Raw genomic sequence first — 25,326 nt, forward strand, 5'->3', positions numbered from 1 at the left:
ACCAGAGGCGATAGGCGGAAAGGCATAAATATTGCGTGACACTGAGATCGGATCGGCGTTGCTTGCGTGGTATGACGTTCATGCGCGCGATTTGCCATGGCGGATCGGCCCTGCCGAAAGCGCGGCGGGCCGCCGGGCCGACCCCTATCGCGTCTGGCTGTCCGAGATCATGTTGCAACAGACCACCGTGGCGGCGGTGCGCAGCTATTTCGAGCGGTTCACCGCCATCTGGCCCGATGTCGGCGCGCTGGCCGCCGCCGAGGATGCCCGCGTCATGGGCGAATGGGCCGGGCTGGGGTACTACGCGCGGGCGCGCAATCTGCTGGCCTGCGCACGGGCGGTGGTGTCGCTGCATGGCGGGCAATTCCCCGATACGCGTGCCGGACTCGAGGCGCTGCCGGGGATCGGGCCCTATACCTCGGCCGCCATCGCGGCCATCGCCTTTGGCCGCGCCGAAACGGTGGTGGACGGCAATGGCGAACGGGTAATGGCCCGGCTCCACGCCGTCGAGACGCCGTTGCCCGCCGCCAAGCCCGAACTCGTCGCGCTGGCCCACGCGCTGACGCCGCAAGAGCGGCCCGGCGATCACGCGCAGGCGGTCATGGATCTGGGCGCCACGGTCTGCACGCCGCGCCGTCCGGCCTGCGGCATCTGCCCCCTGCGCCCGATGTGCCGCGCCCATGCCGCGGGGATCGCGGCGGACCTGCCCCGCAAGTCGCCCAAGCCCGCCAAGCCCGTGCGCCGCGGCGTCGCCTATCTCGCGCGGCGCGGCGACGGGGCCTGGCTGCTCGAGACGCGCCCCGCGCGGGGGCTGCTTGGCGGGATGCTGGGCTGGCCCGGTACGGACTGGGCCGAAAGGGTGCCGGACCACGCCCCGCCTCTTGCTGCCGAATGGCGCCCGGCGGGCGAGGTGCGGCATACCTTCACCCATTTCCACCTGGTTCTCGACGTGCGCGCGGCCGGGCTGCCCCGCGACGCCCCCGCCCCCGCCGGGCTGCGCTTTGTCGGCGCCCGCGATTTCGACCCCGGCGACCTGCCGACGCTGATGCGCAAGGCGCACGCCCGCGGGGTTGCGGCACTGGGACCGATTGATGCGGGCGACGATCCGGGCCTATAGCGGTCGCCGGGGGCTGAAAGGTCGGATCATGTCGCATATCGTCAGGGCGCTGCCCTTCTGGATGTCCCTGCTGCTCGTGCCGGTTGTTGTCTTTGCCGCGATGCGCGGGGGGTGGAGCGTGCTTTTGGTGCCCGCCGTCGCCTGGTGGCTCTTCACGTTGATTGACAGCTTTGCCGGCCTGAACGAGGCTAATGCCGATCCTGACACGCCCGACGCGCAACTCTTCTGGTATCGCGCGGTCACGGTGTTGTGGTTTCCGGTGCAGGCGGCGCTGACCTTCGGGCTGATCTGGTACGTCACCGGCAACCCCGCCTTCGGCGCGTGGGAAAAGATCGGCATCTTTTTCGGGGTCGGCGTGCTCAGCGGCACGATCGGCGTGAACTACGCGCACGAGCTCTGCCACCAGAAGGCCCGGTGGGAGCGGCGGCTGGGCGATCTGCTGCTCGCGATGGTGTTCTATTCGCATTTCCGCTCGGAGCACCTGCTGGTGCATCACCCCTATGTGGGCACGCCGCGCGACCCGGTGACGGCGCGCTACAACGAGGGGTTCCATCGCTATTATCCCCGCGTCCTGCGGCAATCGCTGGTCTCGGCCTTTCGCGCCGAGGCTGCGCGCCAGACGCGGCGCGGGCGGCCGTGGTATCACCGCAGCAACCCGTTCTGGCTGTACTGGTCGCTGCAGGCGGCGTTCCTGCTGCTGGCCTTTGCGCTGGGCGGGATCGAGGGCGTGGGGCTCTTGCTGATGCAGGCCGGCGTGGCGATCTGGCAGCTCGAGCTGACGAATTACGTCGAGCATTACGGGCTGACGCGCGAATATCTTGGCGATGGCCGCTACGAACACGTCAAGCCGCGCCATTCGTGGAACGCGTCGCATCGCTGGTCGAACTGGCTGCTCATCAACCTCCAGCGCCATTCCGACCATCACTACAAGCCCGACCGGCGCTTTCCGCTGTTGCAGGCCCACGCCGCGGACGAGGCGCCGCAACTGCCAGCCGGATATCCGGCCATGACCTTTGTCGCGATGATTCCGCCGGTCTGGCGCCGGATCATGAACAAGCGCGTGCGGGCATGGCGCAAGGCCTTCTATCCGCAAATCGAGGACTGGGCGCCCTACAGCAAGGCGACCAACCCGATGCCGCGGTGAGGCCTAAAGTAGATTGTACTTGCGCAGCTTGACGTAGAGGCTCTGTCGCGAGAGGCCGAGCATCTCGGCCACGGCGACGCGGTTGTTGTCGGTCAGCTCGACCGCGGTCTCGATGCACATCCGTTCGACCACCTCGGTCGTTTCGGCCACGATATCCTTGAGCGTTGCAGTGCCCACCAGCTCGCGCGTGGACTTGAGCTTTTCGCGATCGGCCCCGGTTTGCGCACCGGCCTCGGCGCGCAGCGGCGCGCGGATGACCATGCCGAGCGACGGGTGTTCGGCATGGGCGAGGTGCGAGACCGAGATCTCGACCGGCGTTTCGGTGCCATAGGCGCCTTGCAGGCGGGTGGCATAGCCCTTGAGCTGGCCGTTGCGCACCGCGTGGTCGGACAGCACCTTTACGTCGACGCCGCCGCGGGCCAGAAAATCCCCGATGGGGCGGCCGCGCAGCTTGGTCGGGTCGTCGAGATCGACGAGGTCGAGGAATGCCTCGTTGACCGACAGGATATGTCCGTCGCGGTCGGTGAACACCATCGCGTCGACGCCGTTCTCGAACAGCCGCGCGGCGAACCCGCTATCCTGTTCGGGCTGCCCGCCGGGGCGCGTGATCCTGAGCAGCGCCATCCGTTCGCCCGAGGCGCGGAACGCCGTGGCATGAACCGATAGCGGCCGCCGGGTGCGGCGCGCGGCATAGACCGGACCTTCGTCCTCGGCGCCCGCCTCGATCAGGTCGCGCATCTCGACGGGGGTCTCGTCGCGCTGCAATTCGCCCCCGATGGGGCGGCCGGTGAAATCGCGGATCGTCCCGCCCAGAAGCTGCGCGGCGCGCGCGTTGAGATCGGCGACGAGACCCGTGCCGATCGAGACGAACACCACCGCATCGGCCGTCGTCTCCATCAGCACGCGCATCCGCGTCTCGACCTCGCGCTGGCCTTCGTAGTCGCGTTCGAGCGCAATCTGCGCGGCGACGAGCTGCTGCTGCATCTCGGCGATGGGCCGCAGGTCGCGCCCCAGCATGAGGATCGCGCCGTCCGGGCCGATCTCGTGCAGGCTGTAGCGGATCGGAAAGATCAAACCGTTATCGGCATGGTTGAGCTCGATGGGCCGCTCGGGATCCTCGCCGGCGGACATAGCAACCAGGCGCTTTTCGATCTTGGGCACGGATTCGGGGGCGAGGATCTCGCGCACGTCGCGGCCCTGCCAGCCGTCGAGCGTCCCGAAGCTGGCGTGATTGCGGTTGACCAGGACAGAGAGAATCGTCCCCAGATCGTTGATGACCAGGGCGATATCCGAAGCCGAGGCGATGATATCCCCCAGCAGGTCGGGTGCGACCAGCGGGATGGAATTCGCCGACCAGTATTTCGCCCCTCGCGAGGTCATACGTGTTCTCCTGTCGCCGCATGTCTCGATCGCGCGTCGCGCGACGTCATGTCGCGTTTGCCCGGTTCGATGCAAGGCGGGCCTGTGAAATTACTTCGGTCAAATCGTTCGTCGCAAGGTCTGCACCGGTCTTTTCCCGGACCTGATCGGCCCCCGCGCCAAGTGCGCCTCCGCCTATGATGATAAGTGCCGTCGCGCCCATTGCGAGTCGCAGCCCGTTCACCAATGCGGCAACTTCGTCGAGATCGTCGAACTGCGCGACCGACAAGAGGACTGCGTCGTAATCGCCCGTCGAGACGATGGCGCAGGCATCCTCGGGCGTGCGGCCGAGCAAGAGCCTGACCGAGATGCCGACACGGCGAAGCTGCGCGGTCAGCACCATCGAGCCCAGCGTGTGATACCTGTCGGACACCACGACCACCGCGGGCGCGCCCATCCGGTCGCCCCGCGGCACGTCCTCGACCGGGACGAGGTCGCGCAGACAGCCCTGAAGGCGTGCGACCGCGACCGACACGACCGCAAAGCTGAGCGAGTCGTCTTCCCAGCCGCCGCCAAGGCGGCGCGCCGCCTCGGGGATGTAGAAATCGCAGATATCGTCGGGCGGAACGCCGTGCATCAGCATCGAATCGATCACGGCACAGCGCGCATTCGCATCGGTTCCGATCACGCTTCTGATGAGCGGGACCAGGAACCTTTCGTCGATCTTCGGGCGCACGCTCGAGCGCGAAGCGAGTTCGTCCAGCGCCTCGGTCACGAGATCCTCCACACGGCTATGGCTCCGTGGCGGTTCCGCCTCAAGCTTGCGATTCGACGACGAGGCCATAGGGGTCCGCCTCCCTTCGTTCGACCGGCCGGAAGGCGGGCCGGTTTCATGGAAACCTTCGGGGAAAACGATTGGGTTGTCAAAGCAGATTGACAGAAGGGCAGGGCGATCCACCCGAGTGTCAATCTCAAGGTGTAAATCAGAGTTGACACATCGCCGGACCGATGGTTCAGTCGAGGCATGTCAGATGCAGCCGCCACACCCTTCGCCCCCGCCGCCGCCCGCGCGCCCCGCGCCCTCTACACGGCCGAACAGCGCGCGCGTCGCGACGCGACCCGCTGGACGCTGGTTCAGGGGATTCTCGCGCCGGTCCAGTTCGCCGTGTTCGGCGTGTCGCTGGTGCTGGTGATGCGGTTCCTCGCCACGGGCGAGGGCTATGTCGCGGCCAACCTGTCGATCCTGCTCAAGACCGCGCTGCTTTACACGATCATGGTGACCGGTGCGATCTGGGAGAAAAAGGTCTTTGGCCGCTACCTGTTCGCGCCCGCCTTTTTCTGGGAGGATGTCGTTTCCTTCGTCGTGATCGCGCTGCACACCGCCTATCTCTGGGCGCTGTTCACCGGGGCCATGGCGCCGCACGCGCTGATGGCGGTCGCGCTGGCGGCCTACGCGCTCTACGTCGCGAATGCCGCGCAATTCCTGCTCAAGCTGCGCCGCGGCCGGCTGGAGGGCGGTTCATGACCGCGATGCCTCCGGCCCGCGGGTGCGGCAACGCGCCCGTCCTGAAAGAGCGCGGCCAGCGCGAGGTGTTCTGCGGCCTGACCGGGATCATCTGGCTGCACCGCAAGATGCAGGACGCGTTCTTTCTCGTCGTGGGTTCGCGCACCTGCGCGCACCTGCTGCAATCGGCCGCGGGCGTGATGATCTTTGCCGAGCCGCGTTTCGCCACCGCGATCCTCGAGGAAACCGACCTCGCGGGGCTTGCCGACGCGCAGGACGAGCTCGACCGCGAGGTGGCGCGCCTGCTGTCGCGTCGCCCAGATATCCGCCAGCTCTTCCTCGTCGGCTCGTGCCCGTCCGAGGTCATCAAGCTCGACCTCGGCAAGGCGGCCGAACGCCTTTCGGCGCGTCACGCGCCGCATGTGCGGGTGCTGAACTATTCGGGATCGGGGATCGAGACGACCTTTACCGAGGGCGAGGATGCCTGCCTCGCCGCGATGGTTCCCGCCCTGCCCAAGACTCAGGCGCGCGAGCTCTTGCTGGTCGGCGCGCTGCCCGACGTGGTCGAGGACCAGGCGCTTGCGCTGCTCGACGGTCTGGGCATCGGCCCGGTGCGCTGCCTGCCCGCGCGCCGCGCCGACGACATTCCGGCCATCGGTCCCGAGACGGTCTTTGCCCTGACGCAGCCCTTTCTGGGCGAAACCCATGCCGCGCTCATCCGCCACGGCGCGCGGCACATCGCTGCGCCGATGCCCTTTGGCGAAGAGGGCACGACCGCGTGGCTTGCCGCCATCGCGCGCGAGTTCGGCGTCGATGCCGAGCGGTTCGAGGCCGTCACCGCCGCCCCGCGCGCCCGTGCCCGCAAGGCGGTCGAGGCTGCGACCCGCACGCTTTCGGGCAAGCGCATCTTCTTTTTCCCCGATAGCCAACTCGAGATCCCGCTGGCGCGGTTTCTCACCCGCGAATGCGGGATGGAGGCGGTCGAGGTGGGCCAGCCCTTCATCCATTCCGAGATCGCCGGGCCCGACCTGGCGCTCCTGCCCGAGGGGCCCGTGATCTCGGAGGGGCAGGATGTCGACCGCCAGATCGACCGTGCCCGCGAGGCCCGCGCCGATCTGACCGTGTGCGGGCTGGGCCTTGCCAATCCGCTCGAGGCCGAGGGGCTGACGACGAAATGGGCGATCGAGCTCGTCTTCACGCCCGTGCATTTCTACGAGCAGGCGGGCGACCTGGCCGAGCTATTCGCGCGGCCCCTGCGCCGCCGCGCCGCCCTCAAGCTGGAGGCCGCCGAATGACGCAGCCTCGCCCCCCGATCACCGCGCTCGCGCCTTTGCCGTCGGACCGCCGGACATGAAACTCGCCGTATGGACATATGAAGGCCCCCCCCATGTCGGCGCGATGCGCGTCGCCACCGGGATGAAGGGGTTGCATTACGTCCTGCACGCGCCGCAGGGCGACACCTATGCCGACCTGCTGTTCACCATGATCGAACGGCGCGGCCATCGCCCGCCCGTCACCTACACCACGTTCCAATCGCGCGATCTGGGCTCCGACACGGCCGACCTGTTCCGCTCGGCCTGCGAGGATGCCGTGGCGCGGTTCTCGCCCGAGGCGATCATCGTCGGCGCCTCGTGCACGGCCGAACTGATCCAGGACGACCCCGGCGGGATGGCCGAGGCGATGGGCCTGCCGGTACCCGTCATCGCGCTCGAGCTTCCATCCTATCAGCGGAAAGAGAATTTCGGCGCGGACGAGACATTCTATCAGATCGTTCGCCACCTTGCCGTGCCCTGCGCGCGCAGCGAGCGGCCGACCTGCAACATCCTCGGCCCGACCGGGCTGGGGTTCCGGCATCGCGACGACGTGACCGAGATCACGTCGCTGCTGGCCGATATGGGCATCGAGGTGAACGTGACCGCCCCGATGGGGTCGCGCCCCTCGGATATCGCGCGGCTGGGCGCGGCGCATTTCAACGTCCTGCTCTATCCCGAAACGGCCGAGGCCGCCGCGCGCTGGTGCGAAAAGGAACTCGGCCAGCCCTTTACCCGCACGGTGCCGATGGGCGTCGGCGCGACCCGCGATTTCGTGGCCGAGATCCGCCGCCTCGTCCCCGAGGCCACCGCCCCCTCCGAGGCGGGGCTGCGCCTGCCCTGGTACGCGGCATCGGTCGATTCGACCTACCTGACGGGCAAGCGGGTGTTCATCTTCGGCGACGCGACCCATGCCATCGCCGCGGCGCGGATCGCGCGCGACGAGATGGGGTTCGAGGTGGCCGGGCTGGGCTGCTACAATCGCGAATTCGCCCGGCCGCTGCGGCAGGCGGCCAAGGAATACGGCGTCGTGCCGCTGATCACGGACGACTATCTCGAACTCGAGGCCGCCATCGAGGCCGCCCAGCCCGAGATGATCCTCGGCACCCAGATGGAGCGCCATATCGGCAAGCGGCTGGGCATCCCCTGCGCCGTGATCTCGGCGCCGGTCCATGTGCAGGATTTCCCCGCGCGCTACTCGCCCGTCATGGGGTTCGAGGGCGCGAACGTCATCTTCGACACCTGGGTGCATCCGCTCGTGATGGGGCTCGAAGAGCACCTGCTGCACATGTTCCGCGACGATTTCGAGTTCTCGGACGAGGCCGGCGCATCGCATCACGGCACCGCGGCCGCGCGCCCCGCCGCCGCCGAGCGCGCGCCCGAGCCTGCGGCCGAGCCTGCGACGGGCGAGGTCGTTTGGCTCGACGCGGCCGAGCGGGAGCTTCGCAAGATCCCGTTCTTCGTGCGCGGCAAGGCGCGCCGCAACACCGAGAGCTTCGCCGCCGCGCGCGGCGTCGCGCAGATCAGCGTAGATACCCTTTACGAAGCGAAGGCCCATTATGCGCGATGACACGGGATACACGGCTCCGGGCTACCGGATCGCGATCGTCACCCTCGACGCCCACTCGGCCGGCCCGGCCGAACGCGCCCTGGCCCGGCTCGAAGGCGATTTTCCCGGTCTGCGCATCTCCGTCCACGCCGCGGCCGAATGGGGCGAGGATCCCGCATCGCTGCACGAGGCCCGGTCGGCGGTCGACAATGCCGACATGGTGGTCTGCGCGCTGATCTTTCTCGAGGAACATCTGAACGCCATCCTGCCCAACCTGCAGGCCGCGCGCGACCGCTGCGACGCCTTCGTGGGCATGGTCGCGGACGGGTCGGTCGTGCGGCTGACCAAGATGGGCGATCTGGACATGGGCAAGCCGCCCACCGGCATCTCCAAGCTGATGCGCAAGCTGCGCGGCGGCGGCAAGACGGGCGGCGGCGCGTCCTCGGGCGCACGCCAGATGACCATCCTGCGGCGCCTGCCAAAGATCCTGCGCTATATCCCCGGCAAGTCCCAGGACCTGCGCGCCTGGTTCCTGTCGATGCAATACTGGCTCGGCGGGTCGGACGACAATGTCGAGCAGATGATGCGGTTCCTGCTGTCGCGCTATGCCTCCGAGCCGGGCTGGCGGGGCGGCCGCGCCGAGGCGCCGATCGAGTATCCCGAGATCGGGCTCTATCACCCCGACCTCGCCTCGCGGATCGTCACCGACCCCAAACGGCTTCCCGCGCCGGCCGCGCCGGTGGCGACGGTCGGCCTGCTGATGATGCGCAGCTACCTGTTGTCGGGCGATACCGCGCATTACGACGCGGTCATCCGCGCCTTCGAGGCGCGCGGCCTGCGCGTGCTGCCGGCATTCGCCGGCGGGCTGGACGGCCGCCCCGCGGTCGAGGCCTATTTCACTGAGAACCGCATCGACGCGCTGGTGTCGCTGACCGGGTTCTCGCTGATCGGGGGGCCGGCCTATAACGACAGCGACGCGGCGGTGGCCATGCTGTCGGCGCTGGACGTGCCCTATGTCGCGGCGCAGCCGCTCGAGTTCCAGACGCTCAACCAGTGGTCGGCCTCGCCGCAGGGGCTCGGCCCGGTCGAGACGACGATGCTGGTCGCGCTGCCCGAGCTCGACGGCGCGACGAACCCGACCGTCTTTGGCGGGCGGCTGGGGCAGGACCGGTGCGGGGGCTGTTCGCGCCATTGCTGCTCCGCGGGCGAGGGCCGCGTCATGGCGCCGTGCCCCGAACGGATCGAGGTGCTGGTCGAAAAGACCGCGCGCCTCGCACGGCTGCGCCGCAGCAAGGTGGCGGGGCGCAAGGTAGCGGTGGTTCTCTACGGCTTTCCGCCCAATGCCGGCGCCATCGGGACGGCGGCCTATCTCGCCGTGTTCGAGAGCCTGCACAACACGCTCCACGCGATGAAGGCGCAGGGCTACGATTGCGAGCCGCCCGCCACGGTAGACGACCTGCGCGAGGCGGTGCTGCACGGCAACGCGATGCGCCACGGGCAGGAGGCCAACGTCCTCGACCATATCGAGGCCGACCGGCTGGTGGCCGAGATCCCGTGGCTCGACGAGATCGAGGCGCAGTGGGGCCCCGCGCCGGGCCGCGCGCAATCCAGCGGCCGCGGCGTCTATATTCTCGGTGCGTCCTTCGGGGATGTCACGGTCGCGATCCAGCCCGCCTTCGGCTACGAGGGCGACCCGATGCGGCTGCTCTTCGAGCGGGGCTTTGCGCCCACCCATGCCTTTGCGGCGTTCTATCACTGGCTCAAGCACGATTTCGGCGCCGATGCCCTGCTGCATTTCGGGATGCACGGCGCGCTCGAGTTCATGCCGGGCCGGCAGGCCGGGCTGGGCGCGGCCGACTGGCCCGATCGCCTGATCGGCGGGCTGCCCAACGTCTATCTCTATGCCGCCAACAACCCCTCGGAGGCGACCCTGGCCAAGCGCCGGGCAAATGCGGTCTGCGTCACCCACCTGACCCCGCCGCTTGCGCGTGCGGGGCTCTACAAGGGGCTGGCCGAGCTCAAGGAAAGCCTCACGCGCTGGCGCGAGACGGCGCCGGGCACGGCCCGCGCGACGCTCGAGACGCTGATCGCCGACCAGGCCGAGGCGGTCGATCTGGGCGGTATCGCCCCGGATGCGCTGTGGCTGCGGCTGCTCGAGACCGAGGATGCGCTGGTGCCCGACGGGCTTCACGTCGTCGGCGCGCCGCTGCCCGATGCGGCCCGCGAGGAATGGCTGTCGCTGCTGCCCGACGCCGCCGATCCCGCCCGCCGCGCCGAGATCGGCGCCGCACTGGACCGCCAGACCGAGATCCCCGCATTGCTGCGGGCGCTGGGCGGGCGCTATATCGCGCCGGTTCCGGGCGGCGACCTGATCCGGTCGCCCGAGATCCTGCCCACGGGCCGCAACATCCACGCCTTCGATCCGTTCCGCATGCCCACCGCCTATGCGATGGCCGACGGGGCGCGTCAGGCGCAGCTCTTGCTCGACACGCACGAGGGAACGCCGCGCTCGGTCGCGATGGTGCTTTGGGGATCGGACAACATCAAATCCGATGGCGGCCCGATCGCGCAGGCGCTGGCCCTGCTCGGGGCGACCACGCGATTCGATTCCTACGGGCGGCTCTGCGGTGCCGACCTGATCCCGCTGGAGCAGCTCGGCCGCCCCCGCATCGACGTGGTCATGACGCTGTCGGGCATCTTCCGCGACCTGCTGCCGCTCCAGACCCGGATGCTGGCCGAGGCCGCGCTCAAGGCGGCGACCGCCGACGAGCCCCTCGAGATGAACTTCGTCAAGGCCCATGCCAAGGCCTATGCCGCCAGGTCTGGCTGCACCATCGAGACCGCGGCCCTGCGGGTCTTTTCCAACGCGGCCGGGGCCTATGGCTCGAACGTCAACCTGCTGGTCGACGGCTCGGCCTTTGGCGAAGAGGACGAGCTGGCCGATGCCTACGAGGCGCGCAAGGGCTTTGCCTACGGGATCGACGGCAAGCCGTCGGCCCAGCCCGATCTGCTCCAGGCCGCGCTGGGCGAGGTCGACCTGGCCTATCAGAATCTCGAATCGGTCGAGCTGGGCGTGACCACGGTGGACCATTACTTCGACACGCTGGGCGGGATCAGCCGCGCGGTGCGCCGCGCCCGCGGCGGCCGGGAAACGCCGGTCTATATCGGCGACCAGACGCGGGGCACGGGCAAGGTGCGCACCCTCAAGGACCAGGTCGCGCTCGAATCCCGCTCGCGCAGTCTGAACCCGCGTTTCTACGAGGGACTGCTCAAGCACGGCCACGAGGGCGTGCGCCAGATCGAGGCGCAGGTCACGAACACGATGGGATGGTCGGCGACGACCGACGCGGTCGAGCCCTGGATCTACCAGCGGCTGAGCGAGACTTTCGTGCTCGACCCCGAGATGCGCAAGCGGCTGTCGGAGCTCAACCCCACCGCCTCGGCGCGCATGGCCGGGCGGCTGATCGAGGCCTCCGAACGCGCCTATTGGAAGCCGGATGCCGCAACGCTCGACGCGCTGATGCACGCCGCGGACGAGCTGGACGACCGGATGGAAGGGATCGCGGCCGAATGACCGGATGCACCCCATATCGCCGGACCGAGGGGGCTCTGCCCCCGCCGCCCTTCGGGCGACTCCCCCGAGATATTTCGGGAAGGGAAACGAACAGGGCCGCGCTCGCCGCCCGGAAAGGGACATCATGAGCCCCAAAGACGACGTGACCACGCTGCGCCGCGCCGCCGGCGTTCCCGATCTCGGCCGTGACGGCGAGGGATCGGTCCAGGTCCACCAGGACCCCGCGATGAAGATCGAGGGGGCCCAGGTTTTCGCGATCTACGGCAAGGGCGGGATCGGCAAGAGCACGACATCGTCCAACCTATCGGCCGCCTTTTCCAAACTGGGAAACCGGGTGCTGCAGATCGGCTGCGATCCCAAGCACGATTCCACCTTTACCCTGACCGGGCGGCTGCAACCGACGGTAATCGACATCCTCAAGGAGGTCGATTTCCACGCCGAGGAGCTGCGCCCCGAGGATTTCGTGACCGAAGGCTGGAACGGCGTGAAATGCGTCGAGGCCGGCGGACCGCCCGCCGGCACGGGCTGCGGCGGCTATGTCGTCGGGCAGACGGTCAAGCTCTTGAAGCAGCACCACCTGCTCGACGACACCGATGTCGTGATCTTCGACGTGCTGGGCGACGTGGTCTGCGGCGGGTTCGCCGCGCCGCTTCAACATGCCGACCGCGCGGTGATCGTCACCGCGAACGATTTCGACTCGATCTACGCGATGAACCGCATCATCGCCGCCGTGGGCGCCAAGGCGCGCAACTACAACGTGCGGCTCGCGGGCTGCATCGCCAACCGCTCGCGCGATACCGACGAGGTCGATCGCTACTGCGCCGAGGTCGGGTTCAAGCGCATCGCGCATTTGCCCGATATCGACGCAATCCGGCGGTCGCGCCTGAAAAAGAAGACCCTGTTCGAGATGCCCGAGGAAGAGGACATCGTCCGTGCCCGCGCCGAGTATATCCGGCTGGCCCAGACGCTGATCGCCGGGACCGAGCCGCTGGCCCCCGCGCCGATGGAGGACCGCGATATCTTCGAGCTTCTGGGGTTCGACTGATGGCCGCGCAGGATCATATCGGCGGCGCCGGCTGGCACGGCACCCGCGACCGGGTCGAGGCGTATTTCGACGGCACGGCCACGCGCGCCTGGACCGACCTCACCGGCGAGGCGCGCGTCAGCCGCATCCGCGAGACGGTGCGCGCCGGGCGCGACCGGATGCGCGCGATGATGCTGTCGCGGCTGCCGGAGGATCTGGCCGCCGCGCGGGTTCTCGACGCGGGATGCGGCACGGGCGCCATGGCGGCCGAGCTGGCCGCGCGCGGCGCCGATGTGGTCGCGGTCGACGTCTCGCCCAAGCTGCTCGAGGTGGCCGAGGCCCGGCTCGACCGGGGGCTGCGCGGGCAGGTGCGGTTTCTCGCGGGCGACATGCTCGCCCCCGATCTCGGACGGTTCGATGCCGTCATCGCGATGGACAGCCTGCTTTACTACACCCGCGAAGAGGTCGCCGCCGCCGTCGACGGGCTGTCGGCCCGCTGCGCGGGGCCGGTCGTCTTTACCGCCGCGCCGCGCACGCCGCTGCTGATGGCGATGTGGGGCATGGGGCGGATGTTTCCGCGCCGGGACCGGTCGCCCGTCATGGTGCCGCAGGCCCCCGCGGCGCTGGCCCGGACGCTGGGCCGACCGGTGGCCGAGATCGGCCGCATCACCTCGGGGTTCTACATCTCGACCTGCATGGAGCTGCACCCGTGAGCCTCGCGCGCCTTCCTCTCAGGTTCCTGCCATTCGCCGATGCAGGCAGCGACGGGCTTCCGCTGGGGCGGCTCTTGCGGCTGTCGTTGTTCCAGGTCAGCGTCGGCATGGCCACGGTCCTCTTGCTGGGCACGCTGAACCGCGTGATGATCGTCGAGCTGTCGCTGCCGGCGCTGCTGGTGGCCACGATGATCGCGCTGCCGGTCCTGGTGGCGCCGTTCCGGGCGCTGCTGGGGTTCCGGTCGGATCATCACCGCTCGGCGCTGGGCTGGCGGCGCGTGCCCTACCTGTGGTTCGGGACGCTGTGGCAGATGGGCGGGCTGGCCCTGATGCCTTTTGCCCTGCTCGTCCTGGGGGGCGACACGACCTACACGATCCCCTTTGCCGGCGAGGTGCTGGCCGCGCTCGCCTTCATCATGACCGGGCTGGGGCTGCACATGACGCAGACCGCCGGGCTGGCGCTGGCCTCGGACCGGGCCGACGACGCGGCGCGGCCGCGTGTCGTGGCGCTGCTCTATGTCATGTTCCTCGTGGGCATGGGCGTCTCGGCCGTCATCATCGGGACGCTTCTGGCCGATTTCTCGGCGCTTCGCCTGATCCGGGTCGTGCAGGGCGCGGCGATGGTCACGGTGGCGCTGAACCTCGTCGCCCTGTGGAAGCAGGAGGCCTTTCGCCCCATGAGCGCGGCCGAGCGCGCCGCGCCGCGCCCCTCCTTCGGGGATGCGTGGCGCGATTATGCGTCGGGCGGCGATGCCGGGCGGCTGCTGGCCGTCGTCTTTGTCGGGACGCTCGCCTTCAACATGCAGGACGTCCTGCTGGAGCCCTACGGCGGCGAGATCCTCGGGCTGAGCGTGGCGCAGACGACACTCCTGTCGGCGATATGGGCGGCGGGGGCGCTGGTGGGCTTCGGGCTGGCAGCGCGGTGGCTCGCGCGCGGGCTCGATCCGCTGCGGATGGCCGCGCGCGGCGTGCTCTTCGGCGTCGCGGCCTTTTCGGCGGTGGTCTTTGCCGCGCCGATGCATTCGACCGCGCTGTTCTTTGCCGGGGCGGCCGGGATCGGCCTGGGCGGCGGGCTTTTCGCCGTCGCCACGCTGACCGCGGCCATGACGCTGCCCGCGCGCGGGCTGGCCGGGCGCGGCATGGCGCTGGGCGCCTGGGGCGCGGCACAGGCGACGGCGGCGGGGCTTGCCATCGCGCTGGGCGGGGGTATCCGCGACGGGGTCGGATCGCTCGCCGCCTCGGGTGCGCTGGGCGAGGTGCTGGCGACGCCCGCGCTGGGCTATACGACCGTCTATCACATCGAGATCTGCCTGCTGTTCGTCACGCTCGCGGTTCTGGGGCCGCTCGTTCGGCTGTCCCTTGTGAATCCCATTCCCGAAACCGAACGGCCGGCCCGCATCGGGCTTGCCGATTTCCCAACCTGAGGAGGTCGATATGGTCGGCGTCACATTCTTTGGAAACTTCGATCTGGCATCGCTCGCCATCTGGGGCTTCTGGATCTTCTTCGCGGGGCTGATCTACTATCTTCAGACCGAAAACATGCGCGAAGGCTATCCGCTCGAGCTCGAGGATGGCAGCGTATCGCCCAACCAGGGCCCGTTCCCGGTGCCCAAGCCCAAGACGATCAACATGCCGTTCGGGCGCCCCGACGTCGTCGTGCCCTCGGCCGAGAACGAGGCCAACCACGCGCGGACCGAGCTTGCCATGGCGCGCACCGCGGTGGGCGAGGGCTTTCCGCACAAGCCGACCGGCGATCCCATCGTCGACGGCGTGGGGCCGGCCTCGTGGACGCCGCGCGGCGACCTGCCCGAGCTGACCGGCGAAGGCCACGTCAAGATCCAGCCGATGTCCTCGCTCGAGGAGTTCACCGTTTCGGCCGGGCGCGATCCGCGCGGCATGCCCGTGGTGGCCAAGGACGACCCGGTGATCGGCACGGTGGTCGACCTGTGGGTCGACGTCCCCGAGCAGCTCATCCGCTATCTCGAGATCGAGATCGACCCGCAGTTCGGCGGCGGCCGGCGGCTCATGCCGATGCAGTTCGTCCGGGTTCGCCCGCGCTTCGTGGATGCGATGACCCTGTCCTCGCACCGCGCCACGCAGATCCCGCAACTGAAAAGCGCCGAGCAGATCACCCTGCTGGAGGAAGAGCGCATCGTCGCCTTCTTCGGCGGCGGCCTGCTGTACGACTGAGAAAGGAAGGCACGAGATGCCCCGCGATTACACCGACGATCCCGACTTTCGCACCGAACCCGTTCCGGGCCTGCCCGAACGTCTTCCCCGCGGCGAGTCGATCCTGTGGCAGGGGCGTCCAAGGACGCTGGCCCTGGCGCGGGAATCCATGTGGCTGACCTGGATCGCGGCGTATTTCGCGGGGCTCTATGCCTGGCGGGTCGCCACCCTCGTGCCCGAGTTCGGGCTGGGGCGCGCGATCATGCTGGGGCTGCCCTTTCTTTTGCTGGGGGCGGTCGCCTGCGGCATCGTGCTGGGGGTCGCGTGGATCCAGGCGCGCGCCACGCTCTACACCATCACGACCGAGCGGGTGGCGATGCGGATCGGCGCGGCGCTGACGATCACGCTCAACATGCCCTTTGCGCGGATCGCGGGGGCCGACATGGCGCCCGGCACGGGCGGCACGGGCACCATCGCCCTGACCCCGGTCAAGGGCGCAAGGCTCAGCTATGCGGTCATGTGGCCCCATGTCCGCCCCTGGAAGATGAAGATCGTGCAGCCCGCCCTGCGCTGCATCCCCGAACCCGCGCGCGTGGCGGCGCTTTTGTCGGATGCCGTCGCCGCGCGCACCGAACGTCCCGAAATCGCGATCGCGGCGGAATGAGGAGGACATGTGATGGCTGAAGGCGGTCTTTATTACGACGCGGAAGCGCGCGAAATGGCACGGCGCGACCGCGACATGATCCCCAAGCGGTTGCTGGTGGCCATGGGGGCGCTTGCCATGCTGGGCCTGTCGATCGCGACCTATGCGTCGCTGACCGACCGTCCGCTTTCGGGGGTGCCGAAACCCGCGCCGGTGGTGGATGAGCTGATCTTCAGCCTCGAGACCGACGGCCAGGCGATCCGGCTCGTCCGGCCTGACGGCTCGGTGCTGGTCGACCGCGAGAACGGTGCGTTCATCGCCGTCGTCGGCGACGGGCTCGAGCGCAAGCGCCTGGTCTCGAAGGTCGAGGGAAACCCGCCCGTGGCATTGCGCCGGCTTGAAAACGGCCGGCTGGTGTTGTCCGATCCCGCGACGGGCTGGACGACCGAACTGACGTCTTTCGGCGCGGGCAATGCCCGTCACTGGGCGGAACTGTTCGATCTCGAAGGGGGATGACATGGGGTTTTTGACGCGCAGCCGGGAAGAGGCGCCCTGTACGGTCGAGGTCGTGCACAAGTTCGAGGAACTCAGCGCCCATGTCCGTCTCGATAACGGGGCCGTGATCCATCCGGGCGACACGGTGCTGGTCCACGGTGCCCCCGTCATGGCACCCTTCGGCGAGGCGGTGGTCGAGAAGCGCACCGCGACGATCACCCGTGCAAGCGCCGTCGAAAGGCTCTGGACCCGTCTGACCGGAGATTTCGAGTTCATGGAGCTTTGCGAATTCAGCTTTTCCGAGGAAATGGAGGTTCGGCCATGAACGTGCAGGCACGTCATACCGCAGACGCCACGACAGCCGAGGAAGGCCTTGCCATCCAGCAGGAGCAATCCCGCTTCGACAGCAAGGCGGCAACCGATCTCGCCATGCAGAACACGCTGCTCACGCCGCGGTTCTACACGACCGATTTCGACGAGCTCGACGCGATCGACGTCTCGCCCGTCCGCAAGGACTGGGACGAACTGCTCGAGCAGATGCGCTCGGACCCCAACAAGGGCCATTTCCGCAAGACCGAGGATTGGGACAAGGTCGATTGGGACGGGATGGAGCCTGAGCTGAAGGCCGAGTTCCTCGACTTCCTGATCTCGTCCTGCACCGCCGAGTTTTCGGGCTGCGTGCTTTACAAGGAAATGAAGCGGCGCGGAAACAACCCCGATATCTGCGAATTGTTCAGTTACATGTCACGCGACGAGGCGCGGCATGCGGGATTCATCAACGATGCGCTGCGCGAGGCGGGCGTCGCGGTGAATCTCGGGTTTCTCACCCGCGAAAAGAAATACACCTATTTCCGGCCGAAATTCATCTACTACGCCACCTACCTTTCGGAAAAGATCGGCTACGCCCGCTACATCACCATCTACCGCCATCTCGAGGCGCATCCCGAGCACCGGTTCCACCCGATCTTCAAGTGGTTCAGGGAATGGTGCAACGACGAGTTCAGCCATGGCGAGGCATTCGCCCTGCTGATGCGCACCGATCCGAAGATCACGCAGAGCTTCACCTCGAAACTGTGGATCCGGTTCTTTCTCACGGCGATCTATTCGACCATGTGGGTGCGCGATCACGCGCGGCCGCGGTTCCACGAGGCATTGGGCGTCGATATCGACTGGTACGACATGGAGGTGTTCCGCAAGACCAGCGAGATCGCCCGCCAGGTCTTTCCCGTCGAGATCGACATCGAGAACCCGCGTTTCGTCCGGGGCTGCAAGCGGCTCGACGCGGCGATGCGCGACATGGAGACCGCGAAACGCCGCGGCGGGGCCATGGGCGCGCTGGGCCGCGTGGGCGCCGGGGCGCGGGCGGCGATGGCCTTTGCGTCGATCTATACCATGCCCGCCCGGCGGACCGAGCCGCCGGCCAGCGTCCGGCTTCAGCCGACCTATTGAACAGTCGCCCGGATCGCCCGTCACCGGGCGGTCCGACATGAGTATTTAGGGAAACAGAGAAGGAGCGGGCGTGTTGGACAACCCCTGGATCGCCGTCGCGACCGCGCTTTTCCTGTGGTGGTTTTCCACCGGCGTGATCCTGTGGGCGGTGAAACGCGCCGATGGCCGCGGCGCGGGGGCGCATGGCCGCGTGCTGCTGGCCAGCGTGCCGGTTCTGGTCGCCGGGATCGCCGGGGTCATCGTCACCCGCGACATGGGCGGGCCACTGGCGATCTATGGCGCCTTTTTGTCGGCGTTGGCGATCTGGGGCTGGATCGAGACGGCCTTTCTGACGGGCTGCGTGACGGGGCCGCGCCGCGATGAGATGCCGTTCTGCGTGACCGAGGCACAGCGGTTCCGCGCCGCTTGGTCGGCGCTGGCCTGGCACGAGCTCTTGCTGGCCGCGGGGCTGGTCGCGATCTGGGCCGCCACGCGCGGGGCCGAGACGACGCTGGCCTTCTGGACCTATGCGGTGCTGTTCGGCGCGCGGATCTCGGCCAAGCTCAACATCTTTTTCGGCGTCCCGCGGATCAACGCGCAGTTCCTGCCCGAGCCGCTGGCGCATCTGCCCAGCTATTTCCGGCAGGGCCCTGTAAGCTGGCTGTTTCCCGTCTCGATCCTGGGGCTGACGCTGGCCGTCTTTTGCTGGATCGAGCGGCTTGCCGTCACCGGGGAGCCGGCCTTTGCGCTGCTGCTGTGCCTGACGACGCTGGCGCTTTTGGAACATTGGTTGATGGTTCTGCCCTTGCCCGACGAGTCGCTTTGGCGATGGGCCTTGCCGCGGAACCAGCGGGATGATCCCGCGATAGTGAACAAGGGAATGAAAGGCGGGGGTACGAGCAATGGATTTTGAGGCCGAGTTCGGGGCGCAGCTCGAGGCGCTGAAAGCCGAGGGCAATTACCGGATCTTTGCGGATCTAGAACGCGACTGCGCGTCGTTTCCCCGCGTCAGGAATCATGGCGAGGGTCCGGCCGAGGTGACGGTCTGGTGCTCGAACGACTACCTGGGCATGGGGCGTCATCCCAAGGTGGTCGAGGCGATGGCCGAGACCTCGCGCGCCTGCGGAACCGGCGCGGGCGGCACGCGCAACATCTCGGGCAACGCGCATCACCACGTCATGCTCGAGCGCGAGCTGGCCGACCTGCACGGCAAGGAGGATGCGCTGCTGTTCTCGTCGGGCTACGTGTCGAACTGGGCCACGCTGTCCTGCCTGGGCGCACGACTGCCGGGGGCGGTGATATTCTCGGACTCGCTGAACCATTCCAGCATGATCGAGGGCATCCGCCATTCGCGCGCCGACAAGGTCATCTGGCGCCATAACGACCCCGAGGATCTGGACCGCAAGCTGGCCGCGGTGGGGCCGGATCGCTCGAAGATCGTCGCATTCGAAAGCGTCTACTCGATGGATGGCGATATCGCCCCCATCGCCGAGATCTGCGAGGTCGCCCGCAAGCACGGCGCGCTCACCTATCTCGACGAGGTGCATGGCGTGGGCATGTACGGCCCCCGCGGCGCCGGCGTGGCCGAGCGCGACGGCGTCATGGACCGGGTCGACATCATCGAGGGGACGCTGGGCAAGGCGTTCGGCTGTTTCGGCGGCTATGTCTCGGGGTCGCGCGCGATGTGCGATTTCATCCGGTCCTTTGCCAGCGGGTTCATCTTTACCACCGCCCTGCCGCCCGCGGTGGCGGCGGCGGCGCGCGTCTCGGTGCAACACCTCAAGCAAAGCGAGACCGAGCGCGTCCGGCAGCGCCGGCAGGTCGCGCGGCTGCGCGCCGGGCTCGAGGCGAACGGCATTCCGCATCTCGACAATCCGAGCCACATCATCCCGGTGATGATCGGCGATCCGGTCAAATGCCGCATGATCGCGGATATCCTGATGACCGATTGGGGCGTCTACGTGCAGCCGATCAACTATCCCACCGTGCCCAAGGGCACCGAGCGGCTGCGCTTTACCCCCGGTCCGTTCCACAGCGATGCGGATATCGATCACCTCGTCTCGGCGCTCAATTCCCTGTGGAGCCGCTGCGCGTTGTCGCGGCAGGTCGCCTGACCGATCATGCCGGTTGCGCGGCGCCGACGACACGCTAGGTTCCGCAAACGGGTTCGGAGTCGAACCACCCCAGAGAGGTAGATCAAGATGAAGTTTATCGCGACGACCGGAATATTCCTTCTTGGGGCCGGACAGGCCCTTGCCGCGACCGAGGTCACCGGCGACGCCGCCGCGGGCGAAGCCGTGTTCAACCAGTGTTCGGCCTGTCACGTCGTGGCCGATGACGAGGGCAACACCCTCGCGGGCCGCGCCGGTCGCACGGGGCCCAACCTCTACGGGATCCAGGGCCGCGTGGCCGGCACCGTCGAGGATTTCCGCTACTCCGACGCTATGGTCGAGGCGGGCGAGGCCGGGCTCGAGTGGAACGAGGCCGATTTCGTGGCCTATGTGCAGGATCCGACCGGTTTCCTGCGCGAGTATCTCGACGACAGCCGTGCGCGCGGCAAGATGGCCTACAAGGTACGCAGCGAGGACGACGCCAAGAACGTCTATGCCTATATCGTCTCGCTCGGGCCCGAGATGGAAGAGGGCGACGCGGCCGACGCCGCCGCCGAGGATTCGGCAAGCTGAACGCCGCGCCTTGACGTTGGGAAAGGGCCGCCCCCGCCGGGCGGCCCTTTCTCGTTTCACATGTAGCCGCGCACCAGCGCGCCCGAAATCAGCGTCCAGCCATCGGCCACCGCGAAAAACGCGAGCTTGAAGGGCAGCGACACGATGGCGGGCGGCACCATCATCATGCCCATGGACATCAGGACCGCCGCCACGACGAGGTCGATGATGAGGAATGGCAGGAAAATGAGAAAGCCGATTCGAAAGGCGCGCTCGATCTCGGACAGCAGGAATGACGGGACCATCAGCGACAGCGACGAATCCTCGGAGATCGAGCCGGGCGGCGGGCCGGGGCGCAGGCTGGCCAGCGCCTCGAACGTGTCGGGCGCGATCCGGGCTGCCATGAATTCGCGAAACGGCGCGAGCGTCAGAGGGAACGCCTGTTCGAGCGTCAATTCGCCCTCGGTCAGCGGCGAGATTCCCTGCTCCCAGGCGATCATCAGCACCGGCTCCATCACGAAATAGGTCAGAAACAGCGCAAGCGTCACGATCAGCATGTTGGGCGGCGATTGCTGAAGCCCGATCCCCTGCCGCAGGATCGACAGCACCGTGACGATGAACGGAAAGCACGTGACCATCACCAGGAGCCCCGGCACGAGGCTCAGCACCGTCACCAGCATCAGAAGCTGCACCGAACGACCGGCCAGCGTGCCCGAGCCCAGCCCCTCGCCAAGGTCGAGCGTCACGCTTTGCGCCATGGCGGGACCGGCGAGGCAGAGCCATGCCAGCGCGCAGAGGATCGGGGCCGCACGCATCGCGGAGGTCAGAGGCCGGGTTCCAGGTCTGCGATCTCGGTCAGGCGCACGGCAAGCTGGCCCGGCCCCTCGCCCTCGATCTCTTCGAGCTCGCCGCGCGCGATCAGCCGATCCCCGACATAAAGCTCGACGGGGTCCTCGACCTTGGTGTCGAGCGGCAGCACCGCGTCGCGCCCCATCTTGAGCAGTTCCGACAGCTTGGGGCGGGCCTTGCCGACCGAAACCACGATCTCGACCGGCACGCGGCTGAAGGGCGTGGCGTGTTTCGACGCATCCGGCGCGGTTTTGGGTGCGTCGGGCGGGGTATGGTGGGTGTCATCCATGGGACAGCATATCCTTGTTGAGGGTGGACAGCGCATCGAGCGCCTCGTTCAGGGTCCGGCGCATCTCGTCGAGATCGACGGCAACCTCGGCCGCGCCGAGCCTGAGCTGGATCTGGCCGGGGGACAGCAGATCCTCTTCGACGATGGTGACGGGAAAGACGACGAGCCCGTCGATCGCGGCCTCGACGCCGGCGGCCTCGCCCGGTGCGACCAACAGTTCGGCTTCGCCGCCATCGCTGCCGGTGGCGAGATCGTCGAGGATGGACACCACGCGCGCGCCCAGCGTCTCGCGCAGGATCTCGGGCACGGCATGGTGCGATATGGCCTCGAGCAGCGGCGCGAGCGACTGCATCACGTGGGCGCGCGCCTCGTGATAGGTGAAGGACAGGTCCTGCAGCTTGAGCCTCAGCGCGTTCAGGGCTTGGGCGCTGTCCTGTTCGGCCGCGCGCGAGGCGTCGTCCCACCCCGCGGCATAGCCGCGGTCGAACGCCTCGAGCGTCTCGGCCTCGAGCCGGGCGTTGTCGATGCCGGGCATCGCATCGGCGGCCGCGGATCGTGTGAAATCCTCTAGAACGACGAGCCTGGCCATCACGCGGTTTCCTCTTCGTCTTCCATCCAGCTTCGCAGGATCTGGAGCGATTCCTCCTGCCGCTCGTCGATGAGCTGTCGCAGCCGCTCTGCCGGACTTTCACCGGAGGCCGCCGGGCTGCCCGGCGTCGCGCGGGCATCGGCGAGGGCGGGCGGCATGAAGGTGCCGGGCGTGTCCTGCGGGTCGATCTCGCCGGTCAGGGGCGCCGCGGCCGCGGCTGCGGCGGGCGCCCCTTCGGGTGCGGGCAACGCGGCCTGCTGGCGCAGGACCGGGCGCACCACGAACAGCCCCAGGATCAGCGCGACAAGCGCCAGAACCCCGAGCTGGACGAGCCGCATGGCGTCGATGGGTCCGAACAGGCGACGGGCGACCGGGTCGCTGCCATCCAGCGGCAGCGGCTCGAACTCCATCGACTGGATCGACAGGATATCGCCGCGCGCCTCGTCGAACCCCACGGCGGCGGCCACCAGTTCGCGCAGCGCCGCCATCTCGGGCTCGGGGCGCGGGGTCCAGGTCGGGGCGCCGTCGGCACCGGTGCCGCGGATGCCGTCGATGAGGACGGCGGTGCTGATCCGGTCGACGGCGCCGGGGCTCTTGACCACCTGGCGGACCGTCTCGGACACCTCGTAATTCGTGCGTTCCCGCGTTTCCGTATCGGTCGAGGACGATCCGTCGCCACCGCCTGCGGCGTCGCCATCGGGCGGGTTGCTGGCGACGGTGACGTCGCCGCCGCCGGCATCCCTCGCGTTCGACGAGGACTGGCTGACATCCTCGCTGATCGCAATGCGGCTTTCGGGGTCGATCCGGCGTTCGTTGATCTCCTCGCGCTGGGTCACGGTTTCGACCGCGATCTCGACCACGGCGCGGCCATAGCCCACCCGCGCCTCGAGCAGCCGTTCGACATTGCGCTTGAGTTCGGCGGCGCGCCCCGCCTCGCCGGTTTCACGCGCCCCGTCGCCGTCGCCCGCGAGGATGACGCCGCCATTCGCGTCGATCACCGACACATTCTCGGGCGCGAGCCCCGCGACCGCCGACGCGACGAGGTAGCGTACCGCGCGGGCCTGCGCCGCCGACAGGCCGCTGCCGGCCGGGGTGAGCATGACCGATGCGGTCGGTTCCAGATCGCGCTGGAACGGCTTGGTCCCGGCATTGGCGATATGGACGCGCGCCATCGCGATCGTGGGCGACGATACGATGGTTCGGGCAAGCTCTCCTTCCTTGGCGCGCCAGGCGGCGCTGTCGAACATCTGGCTCGTCGTGCCGAACCCCGTCATCTCGTCGAGCAGCTCGTAGCCGCGCACCGGGTTGCTGGGCAGCCCTTCGGAGGCGAGCGTCATCCGCAGCTCGTCACGCACGGCCCCGTCCACGAAGATCGAATCGCCGCGGATCTGGTAGGCCGCGCCGCGCTGTTCCAGCGCGCTCACGACCTCGCCGGCCGCGCCCGCCTCGAGCCCCGCATAGAGCAGCGTCAGCGACGGCTGCGTGGCCAGCCGCCCGATGCCCAGAACCGTGACGAACATCGCCAGGGTGGCAAGACCCATGACGATCCGCCGTTTCGGCGAAAGCCCGGACCAGATCTGTAGCACCTGCTGCAAGGCGGACCTCCTGTCACGCGTGGCGCCGGGCTTCTGCCCGCCGTGACCCCGGTATGAACCGGCCGCTCTTAAGATTCGGTTAGTGGATGCCGGGTTATCCAGAGATCGCCGAAACGGGTTCAGAAGGAGCGTGACATGACGGCGATGGATGCCGCGGCCGAAAGCGGCCCGGTGAAAAAGGGCGGGGGAAAGGGGCTCGTTCTCGGTGCGATTCTCGGTCTCCTGCTGGGCGGCGCCGGGTTCTATGCCGTCTGGTCGGGTATGGTGTTCGGCCCGCGCGACGGTGCCGGCGGCGCGGACGACGCGTCCGCCGCAGCCGAATCGGCATCGGCCTGGCGCGAGGTGCCGGGAACCGGCGACATCGCCTTTCTGCCGGTCGATCCCATCGTGGTCTCCCTCACTTCGGGCCAGGCGCAGCATCTGCGCTTTGCCGCCCAGCTCGAGGTCGGGTCGGCCCATGTGGACGAGGTGGCATATCTGATGCCGCGCGTCGTGGACGCGATGAACTCGTATCTTCGCGCCGTCGATCCGGCGGAGTTCTCGGCCCCCGGCGCGATCATCAACCTGCGCGCGCAACTCATGCGCCGCGTGGCCCTGGTCGTCGGCGAGGGGCGCGTACGCGACATCCTCGTGATGGAATTCGTATTGAGCTGAAGGGGGTCGAGATGTCGCAGATCGCTGATATCCTGTTGATCGGAGGCGCGCTCGGGCTGGCGTTCTACTGCTATGTCCTGTCGCGCCGTCTCACGCGCTTTACCGATCTCGAGCGTGGGGTCGGCGGCGCGGTCGCCGTGTTGTCGGGCCAGGTCGACGACCTGATGCGCGCGCTCGACCGCGCGACCGAGGCCGCTTCGGGCTCGAACGCGACGCTGGGCGATCTGACCGAACGGGCCGAGACCGTGGCGCGCAATCTCGAGCTTCAGCTTGCCGCGCTGCACGATATCGAGGCGCGGTCGCCCGCACCTGACGCGGCACCGGCATCGCCGCCGCCCCCGGCGCCCACTCCCAGCTTTGGGGGCGCGCGGCTGCATCCCGCGCCCCCGGCCGACGCACGCGAACCCGAGCCCGAACCCGAGCCCGAGGCGCCGGCCGCGGCGGTCGTCTCGATGCCGCCGACGCAGTCCTTTTTCGCCCATCGCCGCGCGGGGCAGGTCACGTGACGCGGCGCGGGATCTACGGGCGGCTGCGGGCCACGGAAGTTCGACACTTCCGGGGGTGATTTTCGGCTGCTGCGCATCGGCCAAGACGAAGAATCAATGAGTTAGGCTGAGCGCAAGGTGCAATCCGCGCGGATTTTGTCGTCACACGTCAT

Annotated in this window: 25 protein-coding genes; 19 read left to right on the plus strand and 6 right to left on the minus strand. The window is 68.4% G+C overall.

Annotated elements, in window-relative coordinates:
- Positions 1 to 31 precede the first annotated feature (31 nt).
- Complete coding sequence (locus E2L08_RS12060; RefSeq protein ID WP_133397344.1) at positions 32 to 1,117, plus strand: A/G-specific adenine glycosylase; 1,086 nt, start codon at positions 32 to 34, stop codon at positions 1,115 to 1,117.
- A gap of 28 nt (positions 1,118 to 1,145) precedes the next feature.
- A complete protein-coding gene (locus E2L08_RS12065; RefSeq protein WP_133397345.1) occupies positions 1,146 to 2,261 on the plus strand; it encodes an alkane 1-monooxygenase in 1,116 nt (371 codons plus the stop codon).
- Positions 2,262 to 2,264: 3 nt separating this feature from the next.
- On the opposite strand, the gene ppsR is transcribed toward E2L08_RS12065, so the two are convergent.
- Positions 2,265 to 3,641: a transcriptional regulator PpsR gene (ppsR, locus tag E2L08_RS12070; RefSeq protein ID WP_133397346.1), complete on the minus strand. Its 1,377-nt coding sequence runs from the start codon at positions 3,639 to 3,641 to the stop codon at positions 2,265 to 2,267.
- Positions 3,642 to 3,687: 46 nt separating this feature from the next.
- Entirely contained in the window at positions 3,688 to 4,407 is a 720-nt protein-coding gene (locus tag E2L08_RS12075; RefSeq protein WP_168771138.1) for a cobalamin-dependent protein, read from the minus strand.
- Between the two features lie 237 nt (positions 4,408 to 4,644).
- Between E2L08_RS12075 and bchF the strand changes: the two genes are divergently transcribed.
- The 15 genes from bchF to E2L08_RS12150 all read left to right on the plus strand — a co-directional run bounded on the left by bchF (position 4,645) and on the right by E2L08_RS12150 (position 20,713).
- Positions 4,645 to 5,145, plus strand: coding sequence for a 2-vinyl bacteriochlorophyllide hydratase (gene bchF, locus E2L08_RS12080; RefSeq protein WP_133397348.1), 501 nt, complete (start codon positions 4,645 to 4,647; stop codon positions 5,143 to 5,145).
- Entirely contained in the window at positions 5,142 to 6,419 is a 1,278-nt protein-coding gene (locus tag E2L08_RS12085; RefSeq protein WP_133397349.1) for a ferredoxin:protochlorophyllide reductase (ATP-dependent) subunit N, read from the plus strand. The genes bchF and E2L08_RS12085 overlap by 4 nt, the downstream gene beginning before the upstream one ends.
- A gap of 55 nt (positions 6,420 to 6,474) precedes the next feature.
- On the plus strand, positions 6,475 to 8,004 hold the full coding sequence (bchB, locus tag E2L08_RS12090; protein ID WP_133397350.1) for a ferredoxin:protochlorophyllide reductase (ATP-dependent) subunit B: 1,530 nt from the start codon (positions 6,475 to 6,477) through the stop codon (positions 8,002 to 8,004).
- Positions 7,994 to 11,557, plus strand: coding sequence for a cobaltochelatase subunit CobN (locus tag E2L08_RS12095; protein ID WP_133397351.1), 3,564 nt, complete (start codon positions 7,994 to 7,996; stop codon positions 11,555 to 11,557). Before bchB ends, E2L08_RS12095 begins: the two co-directional genes overlap by 11 nt.
- 124 nt (positions 11,558 to 11,681) lie before the next feature.
- Positions 11,682 to 12,602, plus strand: coding sequence for a ferredoxin:protochlorophyllide reductase (ATP-dependent) iron-sulfur ATP-binding protein (gene bchL / locus E2L08_RS12100; RefSeq protein ID WP_133397352.1), 921 nt, complete (start codon positions 11,682 to 11,684; stop codon positions 12,600 to 12,602).
- Entirely contained in the window at positions 12,602 to 13,294 is a 693-nt protein-coding gene (gene bchM, locus E2L08_RS12105; RefSeq protein WP_133397353.1) for a magnesium protoporphyrin IX methyltransferase, read from the plus strand. Before bchL ends, bchM begins: the two co-directional genes overlap by 1 nt.
- The gene (locus tag E2L08_RS12110; protein ID WP_240758220.1) at positions 13,291 to 14,718 is read left to right on the plus strand and encodes an MFS transporter; all 1,428 of its coding nucleotides are present in this window, start codon (positions 13,291 to 13,293) and stop codon (positions 14,716 to 14,718) included. Before bchM ends, E2L08_RS12110 begins: the two co-directional genes overlap by 4 nt.
- A 10-nt stretch (positions 14,719 to 14,728) precedes the next feature.
- Entirely contained in the window at positions 14,729 to 15,484 is a 756-nt protein-coding gene (gene puhA, locus E2L08_RS12115) for a photosynthetic reaction center subunit H (RefSeq protein WP_133397354.1), read from the plus strand.
- 16 nt (positions 15,485 to 15,500) lie between these two features.
- The gene (gene puhB / locus E2L08_RS12120; RefSeq protein WP_133397355.1) at positions 15,501 to 16,127 is read left to right on the plus strand and encodes a photosynthetic complex putative assembly protein PuhB; all 627 of its coding nucleotides are present in this window, start codon (positions 15,501 to 15,503) and stop codon (positions 16,125 to 16,127) included.
- A 12-nt stretch (positions 16,128 to 16,139) separates the two neighbouring features.
- On the plus strand, positions 16,140 to 16,622 hold the full coding sequence (gene puhC, locus E2L08_RS12125) for a photosynthetic complex assembly protein PuhC (protein WP_133397356.1): 483 nt from the start codon (positions 16,140 to 16,142) through the stop codon (positions 16,620 to 16,622).
- A gap of 1 nt (position 16,623) precedes the next feature.
- Positions 16,624 to 16,926: an O2-dependent cyclase accessory protein gene (locus E2L08_RS12130; protein ID WP_133397357.1), complete on the plus strand. Its 303-nt coding sequence runs from the start codon at positions 16,624 to 16,626 to the stop codon at positions 16,924 to 16,926.
- Positions 16,923 to 18,050: a magnesium-protoporphyrin IX monomethyl ester (oxidative) cyclase gene (gene acsF / locus E2L08_RS12135; RefSeq protein ID WP_133397358.1), complete on the plus strand. Its 1,128-nt coding sequence runs from the start codon at positions 16,923 to 16,925 to the stop codon at positions 18,048 to 18,050. The genes E2L08_RS12130 and acsF overlap by 4 nt, the downstream gene beginning before the upstream one ends.
- Before the next feature lie 70 nt (positions 18,051 to 18,120).
- Positions 18,121 to 18,942 (plus strand): putative photosynthetic complex assembly protein PuhE, encoded by an 822-nt coding sequence (gene puhE, locus E2L08_RS12140; RefSeq protein ID WP_133397359.1) that lies wholly within the window; start codon positions 18,121 to 18,123, stop codon positions 18,940 to 18,942.
- On the plus strand, positions 18,932 to 20,143 hold the full coding sequence (gene hemA, locus E2L08_RS12145) for a 5-aminolevulinate synthase (protein ID WP_133397360.1): 1,212 nt from the start codon (positions 18,932 to 18,934) through the stop codon (positions 20,141 to 20,143). Before puhE ends, hemA begins: the two co-directional genes overlap by 11 nt.
- A gap of 87 nt (positions 20,144 to 20,230) precedes the next feature.
- Positions 20,231 to 20,713 carry a c-type cytochrome gene (locus E2L08_RS12150; RefSeq protein WP_133397361.1) on the plus strand — a complete coding sequence of 161 codons (483 nt, stop codon included), beginning with the start codon at positions 20,231 to 20,233 and terminating at the stop codon, positions 20,711 to 20,713.
- A 56-nt stretch (positions 20,714 to 20,769) separates the two neighbouring features.
- On the opposite strand, the gene fliP is transcribed toward E2L08_RS12150, so the two are convergent.
- From fliP to fliF, 4 genes are read right to left on the minus strand one after another with little or no spacing between them, the layout of a single operon-like run.
- Positions 20,770 to 21,507 carry a flagellar type III secretion system pore protein FliP gene (gene fliP / locus E2L08_RS12155; RefSeq protein ID WP_133397362.1) on the minus strand — a complete coding sequence of 246 codons (738 nt, stop codon included), beginning with the start codon at positions 21,505 to 21,507 and terminating at the stop codon, positions 20,770 to 20,772.
- Positions 21,508 to 21,515: 8 nt separating this feature from the next.
- Positions 21,516 to 21,830, minus strand: a complete 315-nt coding sequence (locus E2L08_RS12160; RefSeq protein ID WP_133397363.1) for a FliM/FliN family flagellar motor switch protein — start codon at positions 21,828 to 21,830, stop codon at positions 21,516 to 21,518.
- The gene (locus E2L08_RS12165; protein ID WP_133397364.1) at positions 21,823 to 22,419 is read right to left on the minus strand and encodes a FliH/SctL family protein; all 597 of its coding nucleotides are present in this window, start codon (positions 22,417 to 22,419) and stop codon (positions 21,823 to 21,825) included. The genes E2L08_RS12160 and E2L08_RS12165 overlap by 8 nt, the downstream gene beginning before the upstream one ends.
- Positions 22,419 to 24,005, minus strand: a complete 1,587-nt coding sequence (gene fliF, locus E2L08_RS12170) for a flagellar basal-body MS-ring/collar protein FliF (RefSeq protein WP_338069521.1) — start codon at positions 24,003 to 24,005, stop codon at positions 22,419 to 22,421. The genes E2L08_RS12165 and fliF overlap by 1 nt, the downstream gene beginning before the upstream one ends.
- A gap of 144 nt (positions 24,006 to 24,149) precedes the next feature.
- Between fliF and E2L08_RS12175 the strand changes: the two genes are divergently transcribed.
- Together E2L08_RS12175 and E2L08_RS12180 are read left to right on the plus strand one after the other, a co-directional pair.
- Positions 24,150 to 24,668 carry a flagellar basal body-associated FliL family protein gene (locus tag E2L08_RS12175; protein ID WP_370450685.1) on the plus strand — a complete coding sequence of 173 codons (519 nt, stop codon included), beginning with the start codon at positions 24,150 to 24,152 and terminating at the stop codon, positions 24,666 to 24,668.
- 11 nt (positions 24,669 to 24,679) lie between these two features.
- The gene (locus E2L08_RS12180; protein WP_206077008.1) at positions 24,680 to 25,174 is read left to right on the plus strand and encodes a hypothetical protein; all 495 of its coding nucleotides are present in this window, start codon (positions 24,680 to 24,682) and stop codon (positions 25,172 to 25,174) included.
- The last annotated feature ends 152 nt before the right edge of the window (positions 25,175 to 25,326 follow it).

The organism is Palleronia sediminis, assembly GCF_004358695.1.
Taxonomy (GTDB): domain Bacteria; phylum Pseudomonadota; class Alphaproteobacteria; order Rhodobacterales; family Rhodobacteraceae; genus Palleronia; species Palleronia sediminis.

What these genes read in the sequence shown, in the direction of transcription:
- E2L08_RS12065 (WP_133397345.1), top strand. Translation starts at nt 1,146, where the DNA reads ATGTCGCATATCGTCAGGGCGCTGCCCTTCTGGATGTCCCTGCTGCTC.
- ppsR (WP_133397346.1), bottom strand. Translation starts at nt 3,641, where the DNA reads ATGACCTCGCGAGGGGCGAAATACTGGTCGGCGAATTCCATCCCGCTG.
- bchF (WP_133397348.1), top strand. Translation starts at nt 4,645, where the DNA reads ATGTCAGATGCAGCCGCCACACCCTTCGCCCCCGCCGCCGCCCGCGCG.
- E2L08_RS12085 (WP_133397349.1), top strand. Translation starts at nt 5,142, where the DNA reads ATGACCGCGATGCCTCCGGCCCGCGGGTGCGGCAACGCGCCCGTCCTG.
- bchB (WP_133397350.1), top strand. Translation starts at nt 6,475, where the DNA reads ATGAAACTCGCCGTATGGACATATGAAGGCCCCCCCCATGTCGGCGCG.
- E2L08_RS12095 (WP_133397351.1), top strand. Translation starts at nt 7,994, where the DNA reads ATGCGCGATGACACGGGATACACGGCTCCGGGCTACCGGATCGCGATC.
- bchL (WP_133397352.1), top strand. Translation starts at nt 11,682, where the DNA reads ATGAGCCCCAAAGACGACGTGACCACGCTGCGCCGCGCCGCCGGCGTT.
- bchM (WP_133397353.1), top strand. Translation starts at nt 12,602, where the DNA reads ATGGCCGCGCAGGATCATATCGGCGGCGCCGGCTGGCACGGCACCCGC.
- puhA (WP_133397354.1), top strand. Translation starts at nt 14,729, where the DNA reads ATGGTCGGCGTCACATTCTTTGGAAACTTCGATCTGGCATCGCTCGCC.
- puhB (WP_133397355.1), top strand. Translation starts at nt 15,501, where the DNA reads ATGCCCCGCGATTACACCGACGATCCCGACTTTCGCACCGAACCCGTT.
- puhC (WP_133397356.1), top strand. Translation starts at nt 16,140, where the DNA reads ATGGCTGAAGGCGGTCTTTATTACGACGCGGAAGCGCGCGAAATGGCA.
- E2L08_RS12130 (WP_133397357.1), top strand. Translation starts at nt 16,624, where the DNA reads ATGGGGTTTTTGACGCGCAGCCGGGAAGAGGCGCCCTGTACGGTCGAG.
- acsF (WP_133397358.1), top strand. Translation starts at nt 16,923, where the DNA reads ATGAACGTGCAGGCACGTCATACCGCAGACGCCACGACAGCCGAGGAA.
- hemA (WP_133397360.1), top strand. Translation starts at nt 18,932, where the DNA reads ATGGATTTTGAGGCCGAGTTCGGGGCGCAGCTCGAGGCGCTGAAAGCC.
- E2L08_RS12150 (WP_133397361.1), top strand. Translation starts at nt 20,231, where the DNA reads ATGAAGTTTATCGCGACGACCGGAATATTCCTTCTTGGGGCCGGACAG.
- fliP (WP_133397362.1), bottom strand. Translation starts at nt 21,507, where the DNA reads ATGCGTGCGGCCCCGATCCTCTGCGCGCTGGCATGGCTCTGCCTCGCC.
- E2L08_RS12160 (WP_133397363.1), bottom strand. Translation starts at nt 21,830, where the DNA reads ATGGATGACACCCACCATACCCCGCCCGACGCACCCAAAACCGCGCCG.
- E2L08_RS12165 (WP_133397364.1), bottom strand. Translation starts at nt 22,419, where the DNA reads ATGGCCAGGCTCGTCGTTCTAGAGGATTTCACACGATCCGCGGCCGCC.
- E2L08_RS12175 (WP_370450685.1), top strand. Translation starts at nt 24,150, where the DNA reads ATGACGGCGATGGATGCCGCGGCCGAAAGCGGCCCGGTGAAAAAGGGC.
- E2L08_RS12180 (WP_206077008.1), top strand. Translation starts at nt 24,680, where the DNA reads ATGTCGCAGATCGCTGATATCCTGTTGATCGGAGGCGCGCTCGGGCTG.